14 protein-coding genes and 1 pseudogene are annotated in these 21,705 nt (G+C 72.6%); 1 reads left to right on the forward strand and 14 read right to left on the reverse strand.

What is annotated here, in order from left to right; translation table 11 throughout:
• Positions 1 to 261: 261 nt before the first annotated feature.
• The 13 genes from ACFWUZ_RS16205 to ACFWUZ_RS16265 all read right to left on the reverse strand — a co-directional run bounded on the left by ACFWUZ_RS16205 (position 262) and on the right by ACFWUZ_RS16265 (position 19,521).
• Entirely contained in the window at positions 262 to 4,338 is a 4,077-nt protein-coding gene (locus ACFWUZ_RS16205; RefSeq protein ID WP_384372528.1) for a ribonuclease E/G, read from the reverse strand.
• A 237-nt stretch (positions 4,339 to 4,575) separates the two neighbouring features.
• Positions 4,576 to 5,355: a TIGR03936 family radical SAM-associated protein gene (locus ACFWUZ_RS16210; protein ID WP_384372628.1), complete on the reverse strand. Its 780-nt coding sequence runs from the start codon at positions 5,353 to 5,355 to the stop codon at positions 4,576 to 4,578.
• Between the two features lie 127 nt (positions 5,356 to 5,482).
• The gene (locus ACFWUZ_RS16215; RefSeq protein WP_384372530.1) at positions 5,483 to 6,847 is read right to left on the reverse strand and encodes a hypothetical protein; all 1,365 of its coding nucleotides are present in this window, start codon (positions 6,845 to 6,847) and stop codon (positions 5,483 to 5,485) included.
• A gap of 120 nt (positions 6,848 to 6,967) precedes the next feature.
• Positions 6,968 to 8,893, reverse strand: coding sequence for a TIGR03960 family B12-binding radical SAM protein (locus ACFWUZ_RS16220; protein ID WP_384372532.1), 1,926 nt, complete (start codon positions 8,891 to 8,893; stop codon positions 6,968 to 6,970).
• Between the two features lie 72 nt (positions 8,894 to 8,965).
• On the reverse strand, positions 8,966 to 10,504 hold the full coding sequence (locus ACFWUZ_RS16225; RefSeq protein ID WP_384372534.1) for a CHAD domain-containing protein: 1,539 nt from the start codon (positions 10,502 to 10,504) through the stop codon (positions 8,966 to 8,968).
• 48 nt (positions 10,505 to 10,552) lie between these two features.
• A complete protein-coding gene (rodA, locus tag ACFWUZ_RS16230; RefSeq protein WP_384372535.1) occupies positions 10,553 to 11,752 on the reverse strand; it encodes a rod shape-determining protein RodA in 1,200 nt (399 codons plus the stop codon).
• Between the two features lie 5 nt (positions 11,753 to 11,757).
• On the reverse strand, positions 11,758 to 13,929 hold the full coding sequence (mrdA, locus tag ACFWUZ_RS16235; RefSeq protein ID WP_384372537.1) for a penicillin-binding protein 2: 2,172 nt from the start codon (positions 13,927 to 13,929) through the stop codon (positions 11,758 to 11,760).
• 13 nt (positions 13,930 to 13,942) lie between these two features.
• Positions 13,943 to 14,647 (reverse strand): rod shape-determining protein MreD, encoded by a 705-nt coding sequence (gene mreD / locus ACFWUZ_RS16240; protein ID WP_384372539.1) that lies wholly within the window; start codon positions 14,645 to 14,647, stop codon positions 13,943 to 13,945.
• 13 nt (positions 14,648 to 14,660) lie between these two features.
• Complete coding sequence (mreC, locus tag ACFWUZ_RS16245) at positions 14,661 to 15,608, reverse strand: rod shape-determining protein MreC (RefSeq protein ID WP_384372541.1); 948 nt, start codon at positions 15,606 to 15,608, stop codon at positions 14,661 to 14,663.
• A 182-nt stretch (positions 15,609 to 15,790) separates the two neighbouring features.
• A complete protein-coding gene (locus tag ACFWUZ_RS16250; RefSeq protein WP_069923827.1) occupies positions 15,791 to 16,810 on the reverse strand; it encodes a rod shape-determining protein in 1,020 nt (339 codons plus the stop codon).
• Positions 16,811 to 17,106: 296 nt separating this feature from the next.
• Entirely contained in the window at positions 17,107 to 17,517 is a 411-nt protein-coding gene (gene ndk / locus ACFWUZ_RS16255; protein ID WP_384372543.1) for a nucleoside-diphosphate kinase, read from the reverse strand.
• A 106-nt stretch (positions 17,518 to 17,623) separates the two neighbouring features.
• Complete coding sequence (locus ACFWUZ_RS16260; protein WP_384372545.1) at positions 17,624 to 17,977, reverse strand: DUF4233 domain-containing protein; 354 nt, start codon at positions 17,975 to 17,977, stop codon at positions 17,624 to 17,626.
• A 2-nt stretch (positions 17,978 to 17,979) separates the two neighbouring features.
• Complete coding sequence (locus tag ACFWUZ_RS16265) at positions 17,980 to 19,521, reverse strand: bifunctional folylpolyglutamate synthase/dihydrofolate synthase (protein WP_384372547.1); 1,542 nt, start codon at positions 19,519 to 19,521, stop codon at positions 17,980 to 17,982.
• A gap of 118 nt (positions 19,522 to 19,639) precedes the next feature.
• On the opposite strand from ACFWUZ_RS16265, the pseudogene ACFWUZ_RS16270 reads away from it, so the two are divergent.
• A pseudogene (locus tag ACFWUZ_RS16270) lies at positions 19,640 to 20,514 on the forward strand (rod shape-determining protein).
• A 21-nt stretch (positions 20,515 to 20,535) separates the two neighbouring features.
• Here the strand turns inward: ACFWUZ_RS16270 and ACFWUZ_RS16275 are convergent.
• Positions 20,536 to 21,684, reverse strand: a complete 1,149-nt coding sequence (locus tag ACFWUZ_RS16275; RefSeq protein ID WP_384372549.1) for a sensor histidine kinase — start codon at positions 21,682 to 21,684, stop codon at positions 20,536 to 20,538.
• Positions 21,685 to 21,705 lie beyond the last annotated feature (21 nt).

Consider the following 21,705-nt stretch of genomic DNA (forward strand, 5'->3'; position numbering starts at 1 on the left):
CTCCTGAAGCCAGCCGCTCAGTCGGGACCCCGTCTGACGACGGGACCGCACTGATCCGGATTGGACGAGCGGCCTCTCCCGTACGGCGCTTGCGCGCACGGCGGGGAGGAAGGTGCTCAGGAGCGCGGCACGCGCTGAACACATTTGCCCAGGCATGCCGACGGTCTAGGTTACGGTCCCGGTTCCAGGGGGTCAAACCGGGCCCCGTTCCCGCACGGCCGTGGGCCCCGCCGGGAGGCGGGGCCCACGGCGTCACGCGGATCAGGCTTCGGCCGGCGCCGAGACCGAGGGCGGGGTCTGCTGCTCCGCCGCCGCGGTCTTCTTGGTCGTCCGCTTCGCAGCGGTCTTCTTGGTCGTGGCCGCCTTCTTGGCCGTGCTGGTGGTGGCCTTCTTGGCCGCCGTCGCCTTCTTGGCGGTGGTGGCCTTCTTCGCCGGGGCCGCCTTCTTGGCCGGGGCCGCCTTCTTGGCCTTGCTCGCCTTCTTGGCCGGTGCGGCCTCCTCGGCGGGGGCTTCCGGCTGCGGCTCGGGCTCGCTCACGGCCGTCTCCACGACCACCACGGCGGCCTCCGCCGCGCCGGCCGGGGAGCCGGCGGGTGCGGTGGCCTTGCGGGTGGCACGGCGACGCGGGCGGGCCGGGGCGGCGTCCGCGACCGGAGCCTCCTGGACCGGCGCGGGCTCGGCCGCGACGACGGGCTCCGCCTCGGCGACGCGCTCGGGCTCCGCCACCACGACGGGCTCCGGCTCGGCGACCGGCTCCGGGGCCACCTCGGCCGCGGGGGCCGGAGCGCCCGCCGGTGCGGTGGCCTTACGGGTCGCCCGGCGACGGGTGCGGCCCTTGGGGGCCTCCTCCGCCACCGCCTCGGCGACGACCTCGACCGCGGTCTCCGCCTCGGTGACGACTTCGGACACCGGCTCCAGGACCGTGTCGGCGGCCTCGGTCACCGGCTCGGCCTCGATCTCGGCCACGGGGGCCGGAGCCGGCGCCGCGGCCTGGGCCGGGGCGGCCGAGCCCCGAGGGGCGCCCGCCGGAGCGGTGGCCTTGCGGGTGGCGCGGCGGCGGTTGCGGCGACCGCTCAGGCCCGCCGCGGCCTCCGCCTCGGCCGGGCTGCTGTAGAGCTCCTCGTCCGCGACGAACTCGGGCTCGGGCAGCGGCCGCGGCGCGGCGGCCTCGGCGGCCACCTCGGCCTCGGTCTCGACCTCGAACTCCGCCTCGACCGTCTCGACCTCGTGGTCGTGCTGGTCGAACTCGGCCTTGCCGCCACGGCGCTTCGAGCGCTTGCCGTTGCCGCCGCCGCCGATCGCGGTCGGCGTCTCCATGTGCACGATGACACCGCGGCCGTTGCAGTGGACACAGGTCTCGGAGAAGGACTCCAGCAGGCCCTGGCCCACCCGCTTGCGGGTCATCTGGACCAGGCCCAGCGAGGTCACCTCGGCGACCTGGTGCTTCGTACGGTCACGGCCCAGGCACTCCAGCATCCGCCGCAGGACCAGGTCGCGGTTGGACTCCAGGACCATGTCGATGAAGTCGATCACGACGATGCCGCCGAGGTCGCGCAGCCGCAGCTGGCGCACGATCTCCTCGGCCGCCTCCAGGTTGTTCCTGGTGACGGTCTCCTCGAGGTTGCCGCCCTGACCGGTGAACTTGCCGGTGTTGACGTCGATGACGATCATCGCCTCGGTCTTGTCGATCACAAGCGAGCCGCCCGAGGGCAGCCACACCTTGCGGTCGAGCGCCTTGGCGAGCTGCTCGTCGATCCGGTACGTCGCGAAGACGTCGACCTCGGAGGTCCAGCGCTGGAGCCGGTCGGCCAGGTCCGGGGCCACGTGGTTCACGTAGCCGTGGATGGTCTCCCACGCGCTGTCACCGCTGACGATGACCTTCGAGAAGTCCTCGTTGAAGATGTCGCGGACGACGCGGACGGTCATGTCCGGCTCGCCGTACAGCAGGCTCGGCGAAGAGGTCGAGATCTGCTTCGACTTCTTCTGGATGTCCTCCCACTGACCCTGCAGGCGCTCGACGTCGCGGCGCAGCTCGTCCTCGCTCGCACCCTCGGCGGCGGTGCGCACGATGACGCCCGCGTCCTCGGGGACGATCTTCTTGAGGATGGTCTTCAGGCGCGCACGCTCGGTGTCGGGCAGCTTGCGGCTGATGCCGGTCATCGAGCCCTCGGGCACGTACACCAGGTAGCGGCCGGGCAGCGAGACCTGGCTGGTCAGGCGGGCACCCTTGTGGCCGATCGGGTCCTTGGTGACCTGCACGAGGACCGACTGGCCGGACTTGAGGGCGGACTCGATGCGGCGCGGCCCGTTGGCCATGCCGAGCGCCTCGAAGTTGACCTCACCGGCGTACAGGACGGCGTTGCGGCCCTTGCCGATGTCGATGAAGGCGGCCTCCATGGACGGCAGCACGTTCTGGACCTTGCCCAGGTAGACGTTGCCGACGTACGAGGTGGCCTCTTCCTTGTTGACGTAGTGCTCGACGAGCACGTTGTCCTCGAGGACGCCGATCTGGGTGCGCTCGCCGGCCTGGCGGACGACCATCACGCGCTCGACGGCCTCACGGCGGGCCAGGAACTCGGCCTCGGTGATGATCGGCACGCGGCGGCGGCCCTGCTCGCGGCCCTCACGGCGACGCTGCTTCTTCGCCTCCAGGCGGGTCGAGCCCTTGATGGACTGGACCTCGTCGGAGGAGGTGGACTCGCTGCGCTCGCGGGCCGGACGCGGCTCGCGGACCTTGACGACGGTGCGTACGCCGTCCTCGTCGCCCGCTTCGGCGGCCTCGGCTGCGGAGTCACCGCTGCGACGGCGGCGACGGCGGCGGCGACGGCTGGAGCTGGAGCCGAGGGCACCGGACTCCTCGTCGTCCTCGTCCTCGGACTCCTCGGACTCCGGCTCGGCGGCCGGGGCCTCGGACTCCTCATCGGCGGACTCGTCGAGGTCGGCGGACTCGCCGCGGCGACGGCGACGGCCGCCACGGCGGCGGCGGCGGGACGGGCGCTCGCCCGACTCGTCGCCGTCCTCGAAGTCGGCGGTCTCGTCCTCGAGCTCGGCGGCCTCGGCCTCCGGCTCCTCCTCGGCGAGCACCTCGGGCAGCGAGACCGGGGCGGTCTCGGAGGCCGGCGCGGGCTCGGCCGCACCACGGCCGCGGCGGCGGCGACGGCCGGCCGGCTGCGGAGCGGGCGCCTGCACGACCTCGGCCTCGACCTCCGTCTCCTCCTCCTCGACCTCGTCGTCCGGGGTGGCGGCGCGGGCGGCCGCGGCGGCCATGGCGGCCGTCTCGGGGGTCTGGAACATCGGCTCGGCGAAGACCGGGGCCTGGAAGACGGCCACGGCGGGGCGCGCGGCGCGGCGGCCGCGGGCCGGGGCGGCGGGCGCCTCGGCCTCGGCCGCGGGCTGCGCCGCGGGGGCGGCCGGGGCACCGGAGCGGGTGGCGCGGCGGCGGCCGCCGCGCTTCGGGGAGTCCACGGCGTCGGCGACGGTCACGGCGCGGGCGGCCCTGGGGGCCTCCTCCGCGGCGGCCGGAGCCTCGGCCTCGACGGCTTCGGCGGCCTCGGCTGCGGGAGCGGTCACGGCGCGGGTGGCACGGCGGCGGGCACGCGGGGCGGAGGCGGCCGGAGCCTCCTCCTCGGCAACGGGCGCGGCGGGGGCCTCGACGGCGGCGGCCGGGGCGGCCTCGGCGGCGGGGGCCTCGGCGGCCGGAGCTGCGGGAGCGGTCACGGCGCGGGTGGCACGGCGGCGGGCACGCGGGGCGGAGACGGCCGGAGCCTCCTCCTCGGCCACGGGCGCGGCAGGAGCCTCGACGGCGGCGGCCGGGGCGGCGGGGGCCTCGGCCGCGGGGGCGGCCACGGCGCGGGTCGCGCGGCGGCGGGCACGGGCGGGAGCGGCGGCCGGGGCAGCCTCCTCCTCGGCCGCGGCGGGAGCCTCGGCGACGGGAGCCTCGGCGGCAGGCGCCTCGGGGGCGGCGACGGCCCGGGTGGCACGGCGGCGGGCACGCGGAGCGGGAGCGGCGGGCTCCTCGGCCACGGGCGCGGCAGGCTCCTCGGCCACGGGCGCGGCGGGGGCCTCGGCCACGGCCGCCTCGGCCGCGGGGGCGGCCACGGCGCGGGTCGCTCGGCGGCGGGCACGGGCGGGAGCGGCGGCCGGAGCGGCCTCCGCCTCATCAGCCGGGGAGGCGGCCGGGGCGGCTTCGGTCACCGCGGTGGCCTCGGCGGCGGTGGCGCCGGGGGGGCCTGCGGGCCGGGAAGCGGCGCGGCGGCGCCTGCGCGGGGGGAGGTTGTCGCTCGGGCTGCCGCTGTCGGCGTTACCGGCGGGGGTGGTGTCGTTTTCGTTGTTGAGCATTGCGGGCGGTTCTCCCGTCACGCTCCCGGGCGCCGCGGCTGACATCCGGTCCGGCTCGGCGCCGCGCGATGAGCGCGGAACCGGCCTCCGGGGCGCGTTCGCCACACGGGAGCTCGTAGTCCATGGCCGCCGGTTCCGTACGTGTTGTCCGTACGGCCTGGCGGAAGTCTTCAGGTCAATGCGCGGGCCCGACCCAGGTGGCTCCCGAGTGCCAGGGCTGCGCGACGACGACGATCCCTACGCGGCGGGACCTTCCGGCGCCTTCGCGTCGGCGGCTACGGCGGCCGTGGGTGGGGCGGCCGTGTCAGCCTCGCGGTCGGGCGCGAGCGGGTCGGTCACCGTGCCGGACTCCTCGTCGAAGAGCCCCTGCGCCAGCCTGGTCACCGCTGCGGGGACCGGCGGCGCCAGGTCGGCCACAGCTCGGAGACCGGACAGGACGTCGTCGGGTCGCACGGCAGGTGTCAGATGCCGAACAACCAGCCGCAGTATCGCACAGGCATTGTCCAGCGGCCTATCAGCAGGGGCGGGAAACGCCTCGAGGCTGACCACGGCGCCGCGGGTGTCGAAGGTCCGCATGCCGTTCTTGGTGCGCCGCTGCACCTCCACGGTCTCGGCGGCGAGGAACGCGGTGACGGCGCGCCCGGCGTCCGCGGGCTCCACGCCCTCCAGGCGCAGCTCCCAGACGGAGGCCGTCAGCCGGTCGGCGAGGCCCGGGGTACGGGCCTCGACGGCCTCGATGATGTCGAGGCCGGCCGGCATGGACTCGTCGAGCAGCTCGCGGAGCTTCTCGGGGTCGCGGGAGCCGGCGAGGGCGATCTCCAGGTATTCGGCCTCGCTGCCCGTGCCGGTCGGCGCGGCGTTCGCGTACGAGACCCGGGGGTGCGGGGTGAAACCGGCCGAGTACGCCATGGGCACCTCGGCGCGTCGCAGGGCCCGTTCGAAGGCGCGCTGGAAGTCGCGGTGGCTGGTGAACCGGAGGCGGCCGCGCTTGGTGTAGCGCAGTCGGATGCGCTGCACCACCGGTGCGGGAGGCGGGCCTTCGGGCTGTCGCTTGCCCAGTGGTTCTTCTCCTTGTACGGGGCTCCGCGGCTCGCGCGTCGCCCTGAGCGTCTGTGGGGCCGTACGGCCACGCCCTGCCTCCGGCTCACACCTGCTTGCGCAGGGAGATCTCGGGGGCGGGCGGGTGGCCCACGGCTGTCGTACTACCCAGAGTACGCGCCCGTGACCTCGCCGGTTCCCGGGGAGGAGCCCCGAACAGTGCCAGCCGCACCCCGGCCCGCGCGTCCCGCACGGCGGCGCGGGCGGTGAGCCACACCTCGCGGGCCGTGTTGCGGGAGGTGCGCCACACCTCCCTGGCGAGATGGCCGGCGGGCGTGGCGACCTGGCGGTGGACCCATGCGGCGGGGCGGGCGACGCAGCCGCGCCAGAGCCGGAGCAGCCCGCGGCCGAGGGCGCGGCTGATGCGCCCGGCGAGGCGCCAGGTCGCGGCGGCGAAGTGCCCGAGGGGCGTGAGGACGTACCGGTACAGGCCGCGGGCCAGCCAGGCGATGCCGTGCCCGAGCGGGGTCAGCAGGTAGCGGTGGGCCCCGGTCGCGGCGGGGACGAGCAGGTGGCGCCACAGCGCCGCCCACGGCCACACGAACAGCGCCTTGCCCAGCCATCCGAGTACGGCCCCGGTCCCGCGGGCCAGCCAGGCGATGCCGTGCCCGGCGGGGGTGAGGACATACCGGTGGAGCATGACCCAGGGCCGGACGAACACGGCGGTGAAGGCGCGGGGCAGGAGCCACACCAGGGCGTGCCCGGCGGGGGTGAGCACGTACCGGTACAGGCCGCGGGCGAGCCGGGCGAGGCCCCGGACCGGCGGGACGAGCACGTACCGGTACAGGGCGCGCACCGTCCGGACGGTGGCGGCGCCCGAGGGCTTGAGCAGGTACCGGTACGCGGCGAGGACCACCCCTTGGAGCCCCTTGCCGGCAGGCCTGAGGAGGTACCGGTACAGGGCGGACGCGCCGGGGACGGCCGCGTACCGCCACAGCGCCGCCCAGGGCCACACGAACAGCGCCTTCGCCAGCCACTCCAGCGCCAGGGCGCCTCCCCGGCACAGCAGGGCGAGGCCCTGGCCGAGCGGGACGAGGACCCGGTGCCACAGCAGGGACCCGCCCGGCGCCAGCACGTACCGCCACAGGGCGACCCAGGGCCAGTGGAAGACGGCGAGCACCGCCCACTTCAGGAGCAGACCGGTCCCCCGCGCCGTCCGGGCCAGTGCGCGCCCGACCGGGGTGAGGACGTACCGGTACAGCAGGCCCCAGACCCGGGCCACCGCGTCGCCGGCCGGGCGCAGGGCCCGGCGGTGCACGGTGCGGGCCGCGAGGACGAGCAGGTCCCAGACCACCCGCACCGGCAGCACGATCACGACGGCCAGGATCCGCACGGGGATCCGGACCATCGCGAACACGCACCCCTCGCCACCGGGTGGGGGCGCGTGCCGGCCGTTCTTCTCCAGGTCCATGCCCTTGATGACGCAGGCCCGGCCCCTGCCGTTGCAGGCGGGCGCGATCGTCCCCGCACACGGACGTGCCCCCCACCGGTTTCCGGCGGGGGGCACGTCCGTGCGGCTGTCAGCCCGGGGTCACTTCACGACGGTCAGCGGGAGCAGCTTCTTGCCCGTGGGGCCGATCTGGATGTCGAGGTCGAGCTGCGGGCACACGCCGCAGTCGAAGCACGGCGTCCAGCGGCAGTCCTCGACCTCGGTCTCGTCGAGGGCGTCCTGCCAGTCCTCCCAGAGCCAGTCCTTGTCGAGGCCGGAGTCGAGGTGGTCCCAGGGCAGGACCTCCTCGTAGGTGCGCTCACGGGTCGTGTACCAGGCCACGTCCACGCCGTAGGCGGGCAGCGTCTTCTCCGCCGCCTCCATCCAGCGGTCGTAGCTGAAGTGCTCGCGCCAGCCGTCGAAGCGGCCGCCGGACTCGTAGACGGCACGGATGACGTCGCCGATGCGGCGGTCGCCGCGCGAGAGGAGGCCCTCGACGATGCCGGGCTTGCCGTCGTGGTAGCGGAACCCGATGGAGCGGCCGTACTTCTTGTCGCCGCGGATCTTGTCGCGGAGCTTGCCCAGACGGGCGTCCGTCTCCTCGGCCGACAGCTGCGGCGCCCACTGGAACGGGGTGTGCGGCTTCGGTACGAACCCGCCGATCGACACGGTGCAGCGGATGTCGTTCTGCCCGGACACCTCGCGGCCCTTGGCAATGACGTTGACCGCCATGTCGCCGATCTGGAGGACGTCCTCGTCGGTCTCGGTCGGCAGGCCGCACATGAAGTACAGCTTCACCTGGCGCCAGCCGTTGCCGTACGCGGTGGCGACGGTGCGGATCAGGTCCTCTTCCGAGACCATCTTGTTGATGACCTTGCGCATGCGCTCGGAGCCGCCCTCGGGGGCGAAGGTCAGGCCGGAGCGGCGGCCGTTGCGGGTCAACTCGTTGGCCAGGTCCACGTTGAAGGCGTCCACGCGGGTCGACGGCAGGGACAGGCCGACCTTGTCGTCCGAGTAGCGGTCCGCGAGGCCCTTGGCGATGTCGGCGATCTCGGTGTGGTCCGCGGAGGACAGCGACAGAAGGCCGACCTCCTCGAAGCCGGTCGCCTTCAGGCCCTTCTCCACCATCTCGCCGATGCCGGTGATGCTTCGCTCCCGCACGGGGCGCGTGATCATGCCGGCCTGGCAGAAACGGCAGCCGCGGGTGCAGCCGCGGAAGATCTCCACGGACATGCGCTCGTGGACGGTCTCGGCGAGCGGGACCAGGGGCTGCTTGGGGTACGGCCACTCGTCGAGGTCCATGACGGTGTGCTTGGACACCCGCCACGGCACGCCGGAGCGGTTCGGCACGACACGGCCGATGCGGCCGTCCGGCAGGTACTCGACGTCGTAGAAGCCCGGGACGTAGACCCCGCCGGTCTTCGCGAGGCGCAGCAGGACCTCCTCGCGCCCGCCGGGGCGGCCCTCGGCCTTCCAGGCGCGGATGATCTCGGTCATGTCGAGGACGGCCTGCTCGCCGTCGCCGATGACCGCGCAGTCGATGAACTCCGCGATCGGCTCGGGGTTGAAGGCCGCGTGGCCGCCCGCGAGGACGATCGGGTGGTCGACGGTGCGGTTCCTGGCCTCCAGCGGGATGCCCGCGAGCTCCAGGGCGGTGAGCATGTTCGTGTAGCCCAGCTCCGTGGAGAAGGACAGGCCGAACACGTCGAAGGCGGACACCGGGCGGTGGCTGTCCACGGTGAACTGGGGCACCTTGTGCTCGCGCATCAGCTCTTCGAGGTCCGGCCACACGCTGTAGGTGCGCTCGGCGAGGACGCCCTCGCGCTCGTTCAGCACCTCGTAGAGGATCATGACGCCCTGGTTGGGCAGCCCGACTTCGTACGCGTCCGGGTACATCAGCGCCCAGCGGACGTCGCACTCGTCCCACTTCTTGACCGTGGAATTGAGTTCACCACCGACGTACTGGATGGGCTTCTGCACATGCGGAAGCAGGGCCTCAAGCTGAGGGAAGACCGACTCGGTCATCACGCGACTTTCGTGAAGCGGGCAGGGGGCAGCTCTCTAGCGTACCGCGAGGCTCGGCCGCCCCCTCCCGCATGATCACGCCAGGGCCGCACGCAGCGCCGGATCCGAGGCGTCCGCCCAGAGGTCCGGGAGTTCCTGTTCGCTCCGGGCGGCCTGTACCTCCTCGCGGGCGTAGAGGACGCCCCAGGTGAAGGCGGACTCCCCCGCGCCGGCCGCCTGGACGGCGAGGCCGTGCAGGGCTTCGCGGGCGACCACGCTGTCCTGGTGGTCGCCGAGCAGGGTCTGGACCTGCTTCATGGCCTTGGCCAGGCGTTTCGCCGGCTTCCCGAGGGCGGGTGCGGCGGCTTCCGCCGCGTACCGGGCGCGCTTGGCGGCCTTGCGGGCCTCGTGCAGGGCGAGGTCCCGCTCCTCGCCCGCGGTCAGCGCGAGGGCATCTTCGACCCGGCCCGCGAGGCGGTCGTAGTCGCGCAGTACGGCCTGGGGCAGGACGGCCGGCGCCGGGTCCGCGGCGCCCTTGAGGAGCGGCGGCTCGTCCAGGACGGCGTCGAGGGAGTCCAGGAGGGCGAGGTAGCGCTTGCTGTCGAGCACGGCGAGGGCGCGTCGCCTCGAATCGGAGCGGCGGCCGTTGTTCCACACGCGCAGGCGGCCGCGGACCGGTCCGAGGAGCTGGGTGCGGGGCAGTTCGCCGAGCCGGGTCTGGATGCGCTCCAGCAGGACCTCCTGGTCGCGGTCGACGCCGAGTTCGGCGGCCAGCCAGCGCAGTTCCTCGCCTACGGGGTCGGTGACGTCGCGGTCCAGGACCTTGCGGTAGGTCTTGAAGGCGCTGCGCAGCCGGCGGGTGGCGACCCGCATCTGGTGGACGGAGTCCGGCAGGGACCGTCGTACGGCCGGGTCCTGGGCGATCAGGGTGTCGCGCTGTTCCCGCAGGTACGCGAGGACGTGGGCGCCCGCGGTGCCGTCGGCGGCGGCGTCGCCGGTGGGCCGGGCCGGGGGCGCGGCTCCGGTCTCGGCGAGGGCCCGGGCCAGTTTCGAGGGGGCGTCGCTGACGCGCAGGCCGGCTTTGCGGAAGGTCTTCTCGACGGCGTCGAGCAGTGCGGGGTCCACCCCGTCGGCGAGCTCCACCTCGACCTCGGTCCAGGAGGCGGCGGCCTCGCCGCGCTCGGCCCGTACGGCGTCGATGCTGAGTTCGGCGAGCAGGGCGCCCTCGGCGTCGAGGAGGTGGCTGACGCGGCGCGAGGAGACGAGCCTGACCTGCGGCTCCAGTCCGGCGTCCCGGACGCGGGAGCGGATCAGGGCGGCGAGGGGGCGCGGGAGGGTGTCACCGAGCGGGGCGGTGACCTCGTCCCGGACGTCGGGCGAGACGGGCAGTTTCAGGTGCCAGCCCTCGTCCTTGCCGCCGGTTCTGCGCCGCAGGGTGAGGCCGTCGGCGGCGAGCCGCAGGTCGGGTGTGTCGTAGTAGACGGCGTCGAGGCCGACGGTCCCCTCGTCGGAGACGGCCGCGATCGCGGCCGTGCCCGTCAGGTCCGGCACCTCGTGGCGGGTCCGCTTCGCCCGCTTCTTGTCGCCTGGTGTGAACTCGAACTTCCGCTCTGTCTCGCGTTTCGTGTCCGCCATAGACCGAACTTAGTCCTGAACGGATCACGACGGCAGGGTGAACGGGAATCAGGCTGACAACGGCCGCTGCACCTTGATCGACTGGAGCAGTCCGATGGCCACCCACACCGCGAACATCGAGGACCCTCCGTACGAGACGAAGGGGAGAGGGAGCCCGGCGACCGGCATGATGCCGAGGGTCATCCCGATGTTCTCGAAGGACTGGAACGCGAACCAGGCGATGATCCCGGCGCACACGATCGTCCCGTACAGCTCGGTGGTGTCGCGGGCGATCATGCAGGCCCGCCACAGGACGACGCCCAGCAGCAGCAGGATCAGCCCGGCGCCGACGAAGCCCAGCTCCTCCCCCGCCACCGTGAAGACGAAGTCGGTCTGCTGCTCCGGCACGAACTGGCCGGTGGTCTGGGAGCCCTTGAAGAGCCCGGAGCCGGTGAGCCCGCCGGAGCCGATCGCGATGCGCGCCTGGTTGGTGTTGTAGCCGACGCCCGCCGGGTCGAGGGAGGGGTTGGCGAAGGCCGCGAACCGGTTGATCTGGTACTCGTCGAGGACGCCGAGCTGCCATATCAGGATCGCTCCGCCGGCGCCCGAGGCCAGCAGGCCGAGGACCCAGCGGTTGGAGGCGCCGGAGCCCAGCAGGACGCCGAGCACGATGACGACCATGACCATGACGGAGCCGAGGTCGGGCATCAGCATGACGATGCCCATCGGGGCGGCCGCCAGGCAGAGCGCCTTGACCACCGTGCGGTGGTCGGGGTGGGCGAGGTCTCCCGCGTCCACCCGGGTGGCCAGCAGCATCGCCATGCCCAGGATGATCGTGATCTTCACGAACTCGGAGGGCTGGAGGGAGAAGCCGCCGCCGATCACGATCCACGCGTGGGCCCCGTTGATGGTGGCACCGAGCGGGGTGAGCACCGCGATGATGAGCAGCAGCGAGAGCCCGTAGAGGATCGGCACCGCGCCGCGCAGGGTGCGGTGGCCGAGCCAGATCGTGCCGATCATCAGCACGAGGCCGATGCCGGTGTTGAGGGCGTGGCGGAGCAGGAAGTAGTACGGGTCGCCCTGGTTCAGGGAGGTCCGGTTGCGGGTCGCCGACCAGACCAGGAGGGCGCCGATGAAGGACAGGGCGAGCGCCGAGAGGAGTATGGGCCAGTCGAGCCGGCGCACCACCGAGTCGCGTGCGGTGAGCTTGGCCATCGCGCCGCGCTCGGGCGTGTAGCGGGATACGGAGAACTTGTTCGCGGTCTGCATGTCCTTCAGTCCTGCCGTGCGGGGGGCGGTCCGGCGAGTGCGGGCGGCACGAGCTCCTCCGGGGACGGCGGCACGTACGGCTTGATGTCGGGGGTCTCGATGGAGCCGTCGGGCAGGATCCGGGGCAGTTTCGTCTCCGGCTTGAGCAGCAGGGCCTTCTTCGGGTCCTGGTTGCCTTCCATGTCGAGACCGTAGATGGCGTTGTAGAGGTTGCGGACGGCGGGGCCGGAGGCTCCGGAGCCGGTGCCGCCCTGGGAGATGGTCATGACGATCGCGAAGTCGTCGGTGTAGGTCGCCAGCCACGAGGTGGTCTGCTTGCCGTAGACCTGGGCGGTGCCGGTCTTGGCCCGCATCGGGATCTTGTCGAGGGGCCAGCCGCCGAAGCGCCAGGCGGCGGTGCCGCCGGGCTCGACGACGGAGCGCAGGCCCTTGTCGAGGTCGCTGACGGTCTTGGCGTCGATGGGCAGCCTGCCGTGGGCCTGCGGCTTGATCATCTCGATGTGCTTGCCGTCGGGGCTGATCACGGCCTTGCCGACGGTGGGGTTGTAGAGGGTGCCCCCGTTGCTGATGGCCGAGTAGGCGGTGGCCATCTGGATGGGGGTGACGAGGACGTCGCCCTGGCCGATGGCGAAGTTGATGCTGTCGAACGCCTTGAGCTGGTTGCCTTCGAGGCAGCTCTCGTAGGCGATCTGCTCGACGTAGGTGCCGCCCTTCTTGCCCTGCTTGCACCAGGAGGCCTTGTTGGCCGCCCAGAAGCTCTTCTTCCACCGGCGGTCGGGGATGCGGCCGGTGACCTCGTTCGGCAGGTCGATCCCGGTCTCGGACCCGAGCCCGAACTCACGGGCGGTGCGGTAGAACCAGTCGTGGGCGTCCTTCTTGGGTTCCAGGCCGCCGTCGCGCTGCCATTCCTTGTGGCCGAGGGCGTAGAAGACGGTGTTGCAGGAGAACTTGAGGGCGTCTCCGAGGGTGATGGGGCCGTGCCCCTTGGACTCGAAGTTCGCGAAGCTCCGCCCGCCGAGGCTGTAGGAACTGCTGCAGTTGTACTTGTTGCCGAAGGCGTAGCCGGCCCGCACGGCCGCGCTCGCCGAGACCACCTTGAAGATGGAGCCCGCGGGGGCCTGGCCCTGGATGGCCCGGTTGAGCAGCGGGTAGTTGGACTTCTTGCTGGTGAGCCGGGCGTAGTCCTTGGCCGAGATGCCGCCGACCCAGGCGTTGGGGTCGTAGTCGGGCTGGGAGGCCATCGCGACGACGCGGCCGGTCTTGGTCTCCATGACGACGACGGCGCCCGAGTCGGCCTCGTACTTGCGGCCCGTGATCTTGTCGGTCTCGTTCCGGACGGTCTTCATCGCCTGCTGGAGCTCGTACTCGGCGACGGCCTGGACCCGGGCGTCGATGCTGGTGACGAGGGTGGACCCGGCCACACCCGGGTCGGACTTGGTCTGGCCCATGACCCGGCCGAGGTTGTCGACCTCGTACGAGGTGACCTCCGCCTTGCCGCGCAGCTCCTTGTCGTAGGTGCGTTCGATCCCGGAGCGGCCGACCTGGTCGGAACGCAGGTGCGGCGAGTCGGTGTTCTTGGCCTTCTGGATCTCGTCGTCGGTGACCGGCGAGAGGTAGCCGAGCACCTGCGAGGTGCGGGCCCCGCCGGGGGCCGGGTAGCGGCGGACGGCGGTGGGCTCCGCGGTGATGCCGGGGAACTCCTCGGGGCGTTCGCGCAGCTGCAGCGCCTGCTGCGTGGTGGCTTCGAGGGTGACCGGGATCGGCTGGTACGGGGAGCCGTTCCAGCAGGGCTTGGGGGTCTGGGAGTCGCAGAGGCGGACCTTGTCCATGACCTCCTTGGGGCTCATGTCCAGGACGCCGGCGAGGCGGGTCATGACGCCCTTGCCCTTGTCCTTCATCTTCATCAGCGCGGTACGGCTGGCGGAGACGACGAGGCGGGTCTCGTTGTCGGCGAGGGCGACCCCGCGGGCGTCGAGGATCGAGCCGCGGACGGCGGGCTGGACGACCTGCTGGACGTGGTTGCTCTTCGCCTCGTCGTAGTACTCCTGACCGTTGCGGATCTGGAGGTACCAGAGGCGTCCGCCGAGGGTGACGAACATCGAGACCACGAGCACCTGGATGATGACGAGCCGGATCTGCACCCGCGAGGTACGGCCGGTTTCCGGAATGTTGGTCACCCTTGCTCCCCGGTCACAGTTTCTTGACGCTCTTCACGCTCTTCACGCTCTTGACGCCCTTTATGCGGCCGGCCCGGTTGGCGCGGCTGCGTGCGGTCTTCAGCCGCAGTCCGCCGCGCTGGCTGCCGATGCGCAGGCCCGTGCCGCCGGCCAGCCAGCCCGAGGAGACGTCGGTGCCCTGGGCGGGCCCGCCGCCGGCCTCGACGGCCATCGGGTCGTTCTCGGCGCGCCGGGCCAGGGCCATGATGAACGGCACGGTGAAGGGGGCGAGGAGCAGGTCGTAGAGGGTGGCGGTGAACAGCAGCCCGGTCAGCCCCACATGGCGGGCGGCGGTGTCCCCGACGAGGGCGCCCACGCCCGCGTACAGGAGGGTGGAGCCGATCGCGGCGCCGACGACGGCCAGCATCGGCCCCCAGGCGGAGCGGAAGCGGCCGTTGTCGGGGCGGACCAGGCCGACGAGGTAGCCGATGAGGCAGAGCACGAGCGCGTACCGCCCGGCGGCGTGGTCGGCGGGCGGGGCCAGGTCGGTGAGGAGGCCGGCGGAGAAGCCGATGAGGGCGCCGCTGACGTGCCCGTACACGAGGGCGAGGGCGACGACGGTGAGCAGCACCAGGTCGGGTACGGCTCCGGGCAGCTGGAGCCGGCCCAGGATGGTGACCTGGACGACGAGGGCGACCACGACGAGCGTGGACGCGAGCAGGATCCGGTTGAAGCGCATGGGCGGTCAGCTCCTACTCGTCGGCCGGCTTGCCGGGCACGCTGGCGGACCCGGACGGGGTGACCGTGACGGTGACCGTCGGGGTGGGCTTGGGGGCCTCGGGCTTGGGGGGCAGGACCGCGTCGCGCGGGTCCTCGCGCGGCGGCATCACCACGACGCCGACGATGTCCAGCCGCGAGAACCCGACGAACGGGCGCACCCAGACGGTGCGGGTCAGGTCGCCGCGGGAGGGGTCGACCTTGACCACCTCGCCGATCGGCACACCGGGTACGAAGGGCTTGTTGCCGCGCGACCCGAAGGTGACGAGCCGGTCCCCGGGGCTGACCTTGGCCTTGCCGTTGAGCATCTGGACGGACAGCGCGCGGTCGCCCTGTCCGGTGGCGAAACCGAGCTCGCCGGTCTTCTCCAGGCGGGTGCCGACGGTGAAGTCGGGGTCGTTGGCGAGGACGACCGTGGCCGTGTCGGGGCCGACGGTGCTGACCCGTCCGACGAGTCCGTCCCCGTTGAGGACGGTCATGTCGCGCTCGATGCCGTCCTTGCTGCCGGCGTCGATGGTGACGGTCCAGGAGAAGCCCTGGGCCGCTCCTATCGCGATGACCTCGGCGCCCTTGATCCCGTACTGGCCCGCTCCGGCCCGCTTGAGCATCTCGTCGAGCTCGCGGATCCGGCTGCGGGTCTGGTCGTCGCTGCCGAGCCTGGCCTTCAGCGCGGCGTTCTCCCGCTCCAGCGTGGCGATCCGGTTGTGGCGCTCGCCGGAGTCGCGCACCGCCCCTATGGCGTTGGCGACGGGGTCGACGGCGGTCGACACGCCCTTCTCGACGGGGCCGAAGACCGCTGCGGCGGCCTGCCGGGCACCGTCGACCGGAGACTCCTCGCCCGCCCTGATGTCCACCGTGATCAATGCGAACGCGATGGCGATCAGAAGCACCAGGAGCAGCCGGCTTTCTCGTGTGTCCCTCACGTGCGGCGGCCGTGCCTTCCTCGTAGTGACTCGTGCGGCGGAGCCGCTCCGGGTGGGATGTGACGCTGCGGTCCCACCGGCCTCTTGCCTGTATATCAACGATCCGCCGCACGGGCCCGGTAGCACCCGTACGGCGGATCCTTGTGTTCCGCATGTCCCCCGTCCGGCAGGAGGGGGGTCTGTCAGCGACGGGGCTGCGCGTCCAGGACCTGCTGCAGTGCCTCGAACTCCTCGACGCACTTGCCGGAACCCAGTGCGACGGAGTCGAGCGGATCCTCGGCGATGTGGATCGGCATGCCCGTCTCCCGGCGCAGCCGCTCGTCGAGGCCGCGCAGCAGCGCGCCGCCGCCGGTCAGGACGATGCCGCGGTCCATGATGTCGCCGGACAGCTCCGGCGGGCACTTGTCGAGGGTGGTCTTGACGGCGTCGACGATGGCGTTGACCGGCTCCTCGATGGCCTTGCGCACCTCGGCGGCCGAGATGACCACGGTCTTGGGGAGACCGGAGACCAGGTCGCGGCCACGGATCTCGGTGTGCTCGTCCTTGTCGAGGTCGTACGCCGACCCGATGGTGATCTTGATCTGTTCGGCGGTGCGCTCACCGAGGAGGAGCGAGTACTCCTTCTTGATGTGCTGGATGATCGCGTTGTCCAGCTCGTCGCCGGCCACCCGGATGGACTGCGCCGTGACGATTCCTCCCAGGGAGATGACGGCCACCTCGGTGGTGCCGCCGCCGATGTCCACGACCATGTTGCCGGTGGCCTCGTGGACGGGCAGGCCGGCACCGATGGCGGCGGCCATGGGCTCCTCGATGATGTGCACCTGACGCGCGCCGGCCTGCGTGGACGCCTCGATGACGGCGCGGCGCTCCACTCCCGTGATGCCGGAGGGAACACAGACCACCACGCGCGGACGGGCCAGGTAACGGCGCTTGTGGATCTTGAGGATGAAGTACCGGAGCATACGCTCGGTGATCTCGAAGTCGGCGATCACGCCGTCCTTGAGGGGCCGTACGGCGACGATGTTGCCGGGCGTGCGCCCGATCATCTTCTTCGCCTCGGAGCCGACCGCCAGGATGCCACCGGTGTTCGTGTTGATGGCGACCACGGACGGCTCGTTCAGGACGATCCCCCGGCCCCTCACGTACACCAGCGTGTTGGCGGTCCCGAGGTCGATCGCCATGTCACGGCCGATGAACGACATGTTGTTCCCCTTGTTCCCCATGAGGAGCGTCTGGCCTTCCAGTTGATAGCGGCTGCTGTCAGGTCGGCGAGGTGGGTGTGTGGGTGGAGGCCCCATCGTAGTGCCGTGGGTACGGACACCGCGCGACGGGACTCCGGCAATCCCGCCGGAATGGATACCCGCCCCCATAGTGGTGACGTCGTGTCCTGCCCATGCGTTCCCGGTGGTGCCCGGTAATACCGAAGGGCGACCGAAATTACTTCGGTCGCCCCAGGTCATGAGCGCTATTCGGCTGACGTCGCGCCGATGAGGAGTACTCAGAGAGCGGGGAAGAACAGCTTCAGCTCGCGCTCGGCGGACTCCTCGGAGTCCGAGGCGTGGATCAGGTTCTCCCGGGTGATGGTGCCGAAGTCACCCCGGATGGAGCCGGGCGCCGCGGCGATCGGGTCGGTGGGTCCGGCCAGCTGGCGGACGCCCTCGATCACGCGTTCCCCTTCGACGACCAGGGCGACGACGGGACCGCTGGACATGAAGCCCATCAGGGGCTCGTAGAACGGCTTCCCCTTGTGCTCGCCGTAGTGCGCCTCCAGGGTCTCCTGGTCCAGCGTGCGCAGCTCCAGCGCGGCAACGGTCCAGCCGGCCTTCCGCTCGATACGGCCGATGATCTCGCCGATCAGGCCGCGACGGACGGCGTCGGGCTTGAGCAGGACGAGCGTGCGCTGGGTCATGTTGCGGCTCCTTGCGGCAAACGGGTGCGGTAGGACGAATCTACCCGCCGCGGCGGGACCGCCGCGCCGGGCCTCCCCCGGGCCCCTGCCGGAGCCCTCGGGGCGGCTACGCGGCCGGCGCCGCGTCCTCCTGGGCCGCCGTCCACTCCGCGCGGATCCTGTCCGCCTTGCGTCCGTAGTGCACCGCGCACCACCACAGGGCCGCGAAGACCACGCCGAGGAAGAACATCGTCGGGACGACGAAGCCGCTCGCGATCAGGGCGATCTGCAGCGCCCAGCCCAGCTGGACCGCCCCGCGCCGGGTCAGCATCCCGCACAGCAGCAGCGACAGTGCCATCGCGATGCCGCACACCGTCCAGACCTCCGCCTGGGACAGGTCCGGGTCCTTCATGGCCACCAGGCCGGCGAAGCCGATCACGAAGAACTCGCCGATCAGCGTGCTCGCACACAACGTGCGCATCCTCAACCCCTCTTCAGCAGCAGGCGGGCCTCGCCCACCGTGATCACGGAGCCGGTCACCAGCACCCCGGCCCCCCCGTATTCGGCTTCCTCCTCCGCCAGCGTGATCGCCGCCTCCAGTGCGTCGTCCAGCCGCGGCTCCACCTGCACCCGGTCCGGGCCGAAGACCTCGACCGCGATGGCTGCCAGCTCGTCCGCGGTCATCGCCCGGTGGCTGGAGTTCTCCGTCACCACGACCTCCGCGAAGATCGGCTCGAACGCCTCGAACACGCCGCGGACGTCCTTGCCGTCGCTCGCGCCCACGACACCGATCAGGCGGCTGAAGCCGAAGGACTCGGTGACCGCCGCGGCGGCGGCCGCCGCGCCCGCGGGGTTGTGCGCCGCGTCCAGGACCACGGTCGGGCTGCGCCGCACGACCTCCATGCGGCCCGGCGAGGCGACCGAGGCGAAGGCCTTCCGTACGGTGTCCGCGTCCAGGACCCGCGCGCCCTCCTGGCCGATGCCGAAGAAGGCCTCGACCGCGGCCAGCGCCACTGCCGCGTTGTTCGCCATGTGCGCGCCGTACAGCGGCAGGAAGATGCCGTCGTACTCGCCGCCCAGGCCGCGCAGGGTCAGCTGCTGCCCGCCGACCGCGACCTCGCGCGCGACGACGCCGAACTCCATGCCTTCGCGGGCCACCGTCGCATCGGCCTCGACGGCCTTCTTCAGCAGGACCTGCGCCGCGTCCACCGGCTGCTGCGCCAGGATCACGGTGGCGCCCTGCTTGATGATGCCGCCCTTCTCCTGGGCGATCTCGCCGGGCGTGGTCCCGAGCCGGTCGGTGTGGTCCAGGCTGATCGGGGTGACCACCGCGACCGCGCCGTCGATGACGTTGGTCGCGTCCCAGGTGCCGCCCATGCCGACCTCGACCACGGCCGCGTCGACCGGGGCGTCCGCGAAGGCCGCGTACGCCATCCCGGTGAGGACCTCGAAGAACGACAGCCGGTACTCCTCGGCGGCGTCCACCATCTCCACGTACGGCTTGACGTCGTGGTACGTCTCCACGAACCGCTCGGCGCTGATCGGCGCCCCGTCCAGGCTGATCCGCTCGGTGACCGACTGCACGTGCGGGCTGGTGTAGCGGCCGGTGCGCAGCTCGAAGGCGTTCAGCAGGGCCTCGATCATGCGGGCCGTGCTGGTCTTGCCGTTGGTTCCCGTGATGTGGATCGAGGGGTACGAGCGCTGCGGCTCGCCCAGGACGTCCATCAGCGCCGCGATGCGCGACACCGAGGGCTCCAGCTTGGTCTCGCCCCAGCGGGTGGCGAGTTCCTGCTCCACCTCCAGCAGCGCCTTCGCCACCTCCGGGTCGACGGGCCGGGCGGGCACCGGGTCGCCCTGGGGCGGACCGGCCTGGGCGCGCAGGGTGCGGCTGCCGGCCTCGATCACCGCCAGGTCGGGGTCGCGGTCGGACTCTTCGGCCACGATCTGGTCGAACTCGTCGGGTCCGGCGAAGCCGCCGGATGCGTCGGGGTCTCGGTCGTGGCTCTCGGGCTGCTGCTCACTCACGGCACCAGTCTACGGACGGGGACCCGCAGGACCTTCGGCCCGGCCCTTTCGGCACCTTCGGCCGCGAGCGCGACGGGATCGTCGGGCAAGCCTTGCCGGCAGGAGACAAGGGGATCGAATGCCGCAGGCCGGCACCGACAGGACCGCTTCCGGCCGCGACATGGGGATCGATCTGGGGACCGCCGACACCCTCGTCTGCGCACGGGGCCAGGGGATCGTCCTCAATGAGCCGTCCGTGGTCGCCGTCAAGGCCGGCACGACCACCGCGCTCGCCGTCGGGACGGAGGCCGAGGCGACCATCGGCCGCACCCCCGGCTCCATCAGCGCCGTGCGCCCCCTGAGGGACGGCGTGATCTGCGACTACGAGGTCGCCGGGGAGATGATCCGGCACTTCGGGCGCAAGGCGGTCCCGGGCCGGCGGCCCCGTACCCGGATGGTGATCTGCGTGCCGTCGGGCGTGACCCCGGTCGAGCGGCGGGCCCTCGTCCACGCCCGGGCCGGCGGCGACCGGCTGGACGCGGCGGTCATGGAACACGTGCGCAAGGAGCACGCCCTGCTCATCGACGAGCGCACCGCCGAGGACGTGAAGGTCGCCATCGGCTCCGCCTGGCCGGTGCCGGACCGGCCGGAGCTGGAGGACGCCACCCGCACCGTGCGCGGCCGCGAGAAGGCCGGGGGATGCCGAAGACGCTGGCGCTGAGCGCGCGGGACGTGCGCGCGGCGCCGGACGAGCCGGTCGAGGCGGTCATCGCCGCCGTGCGCGCCACCCTGGAAAAGTGCCCGCCGGAGCTGTCCGGCGACGTCATGGAGCACGGCATCGTGCTGACCGGCGGCGGCGCACCGCTCCCCGGCCTGGACCTGCGGATGGCCTGCGCCACCGGCCTCCCGGTGTTCGTGGCCGACCACCCGCCGGACCGCATGGCCCTGGGCTCCGGCAGGTGCGTCGAGGAACTCGACAGCCCGGACGGCCGGCTGACCCCGGCCCAGGCCTGACCGGCCCTCAGGCCCCTGCCCTCACAGGAGCGGCAGCGTCGCCACGACCTCGTACGAGTCCTCCGTACGGCTCGCCGTGAGGGTTCCGCCGAGGCTGCGGACCCGCTCGGACATGCTGGCCGTGCCGCTGCCCGCCGAGACGGGGGCGCGCCCCGGGCTCCGGGCGGGCAGGGCGTTGCTGACGGCGATCCGCAGCTGCGGGCCGTCCGCCGCTATCGACACCTCGACGGTCTCCCCCGACGCGTGCTTGGCCGCGTTGGTCAGACACTCCTGGACCACCCGGTAGACGGCCGCCTGCCGCAGCGGGGACAGCCCGTGCGCGTCCGCGTCCACGGCGAGCCGCACCGGCGAACCGGCCCGCCCGCTCTCCTGCGCGAGCGCCGCCAGCCCGTCCATCCCCGGCGTGGAGTCCCGCTCCCCACGCTGCACGATGATCTCGTTCAGCACCAGGTGCGCCCGCCGCGCGGTGTCGGCCAGCTCCTCGAAGTCCTTCGCGTACGCCGTCTCGCGCGCCCGCATCGACAGCACCTCGGACCGCACCGTCAGCAGGGTCAGCTCCCTCCCCACGAAGTCGTGGACGTCGCGGGCGACCGAGGTGCGCTCCTGCTGGACGGCTTGCAGCACGGCGGCCTCGGCCCTGCCCGCGGTCAGCTCGCCCACCAGGTCGTGCCGGTAGGCGGCGATGCCGACGGCCGCGGCGAGCACCCCCATGGGCACGACCAGGCTGAGGAACCCGCTGAGCGTCTCGGCCCGCCACTCGGGCCGGCCCGGCACGCAGAACAGGACCAGCGCGAAGGCGACGTACCCGACGGCGGCGAGGATCCCGGACCGGCGCCCCCGGTAGCGGCCGACGGAGTACAGCGCGAACTGGACCAGCGTGAGCTCGTGCAGCCAGCCGAGGAAGAGCAGCGCGGCGAGGTACGAGATCCACGGCATCCGGCGCCGCACCAGCAGGGTGGTGCAGCCGAGGGCGAGGACGACGGCGGCCAGCGGGCCGTTGAGCGAGTTGTCGGCGGCGGCCAGGCCGGGCAGGTCCAGTGCCATCAGTCCGAGGCAGCCCAGGGCGGTGAGCACGTCCAGCGCCCGGGGGGAGCCGGCCCAGCTCTCGGTGAGCCTGCGGCCGCAGGCCACGGCGCGGTGGAACGCCGGGACGAGGGGCTTGACGCGCATGCCCTCCATCATCCGCGGCCG

Origin of the sequence: Streptomyces sp. NPDC058646, assembly GCF_042716875.1 — a bacterium.
In the GTDB taxonomy this organism is placed as follows: Bacteria; Actinomycetota; Actinomycetes; order Streptomycetales; family Streptomycetaceae; genus Streptomyces.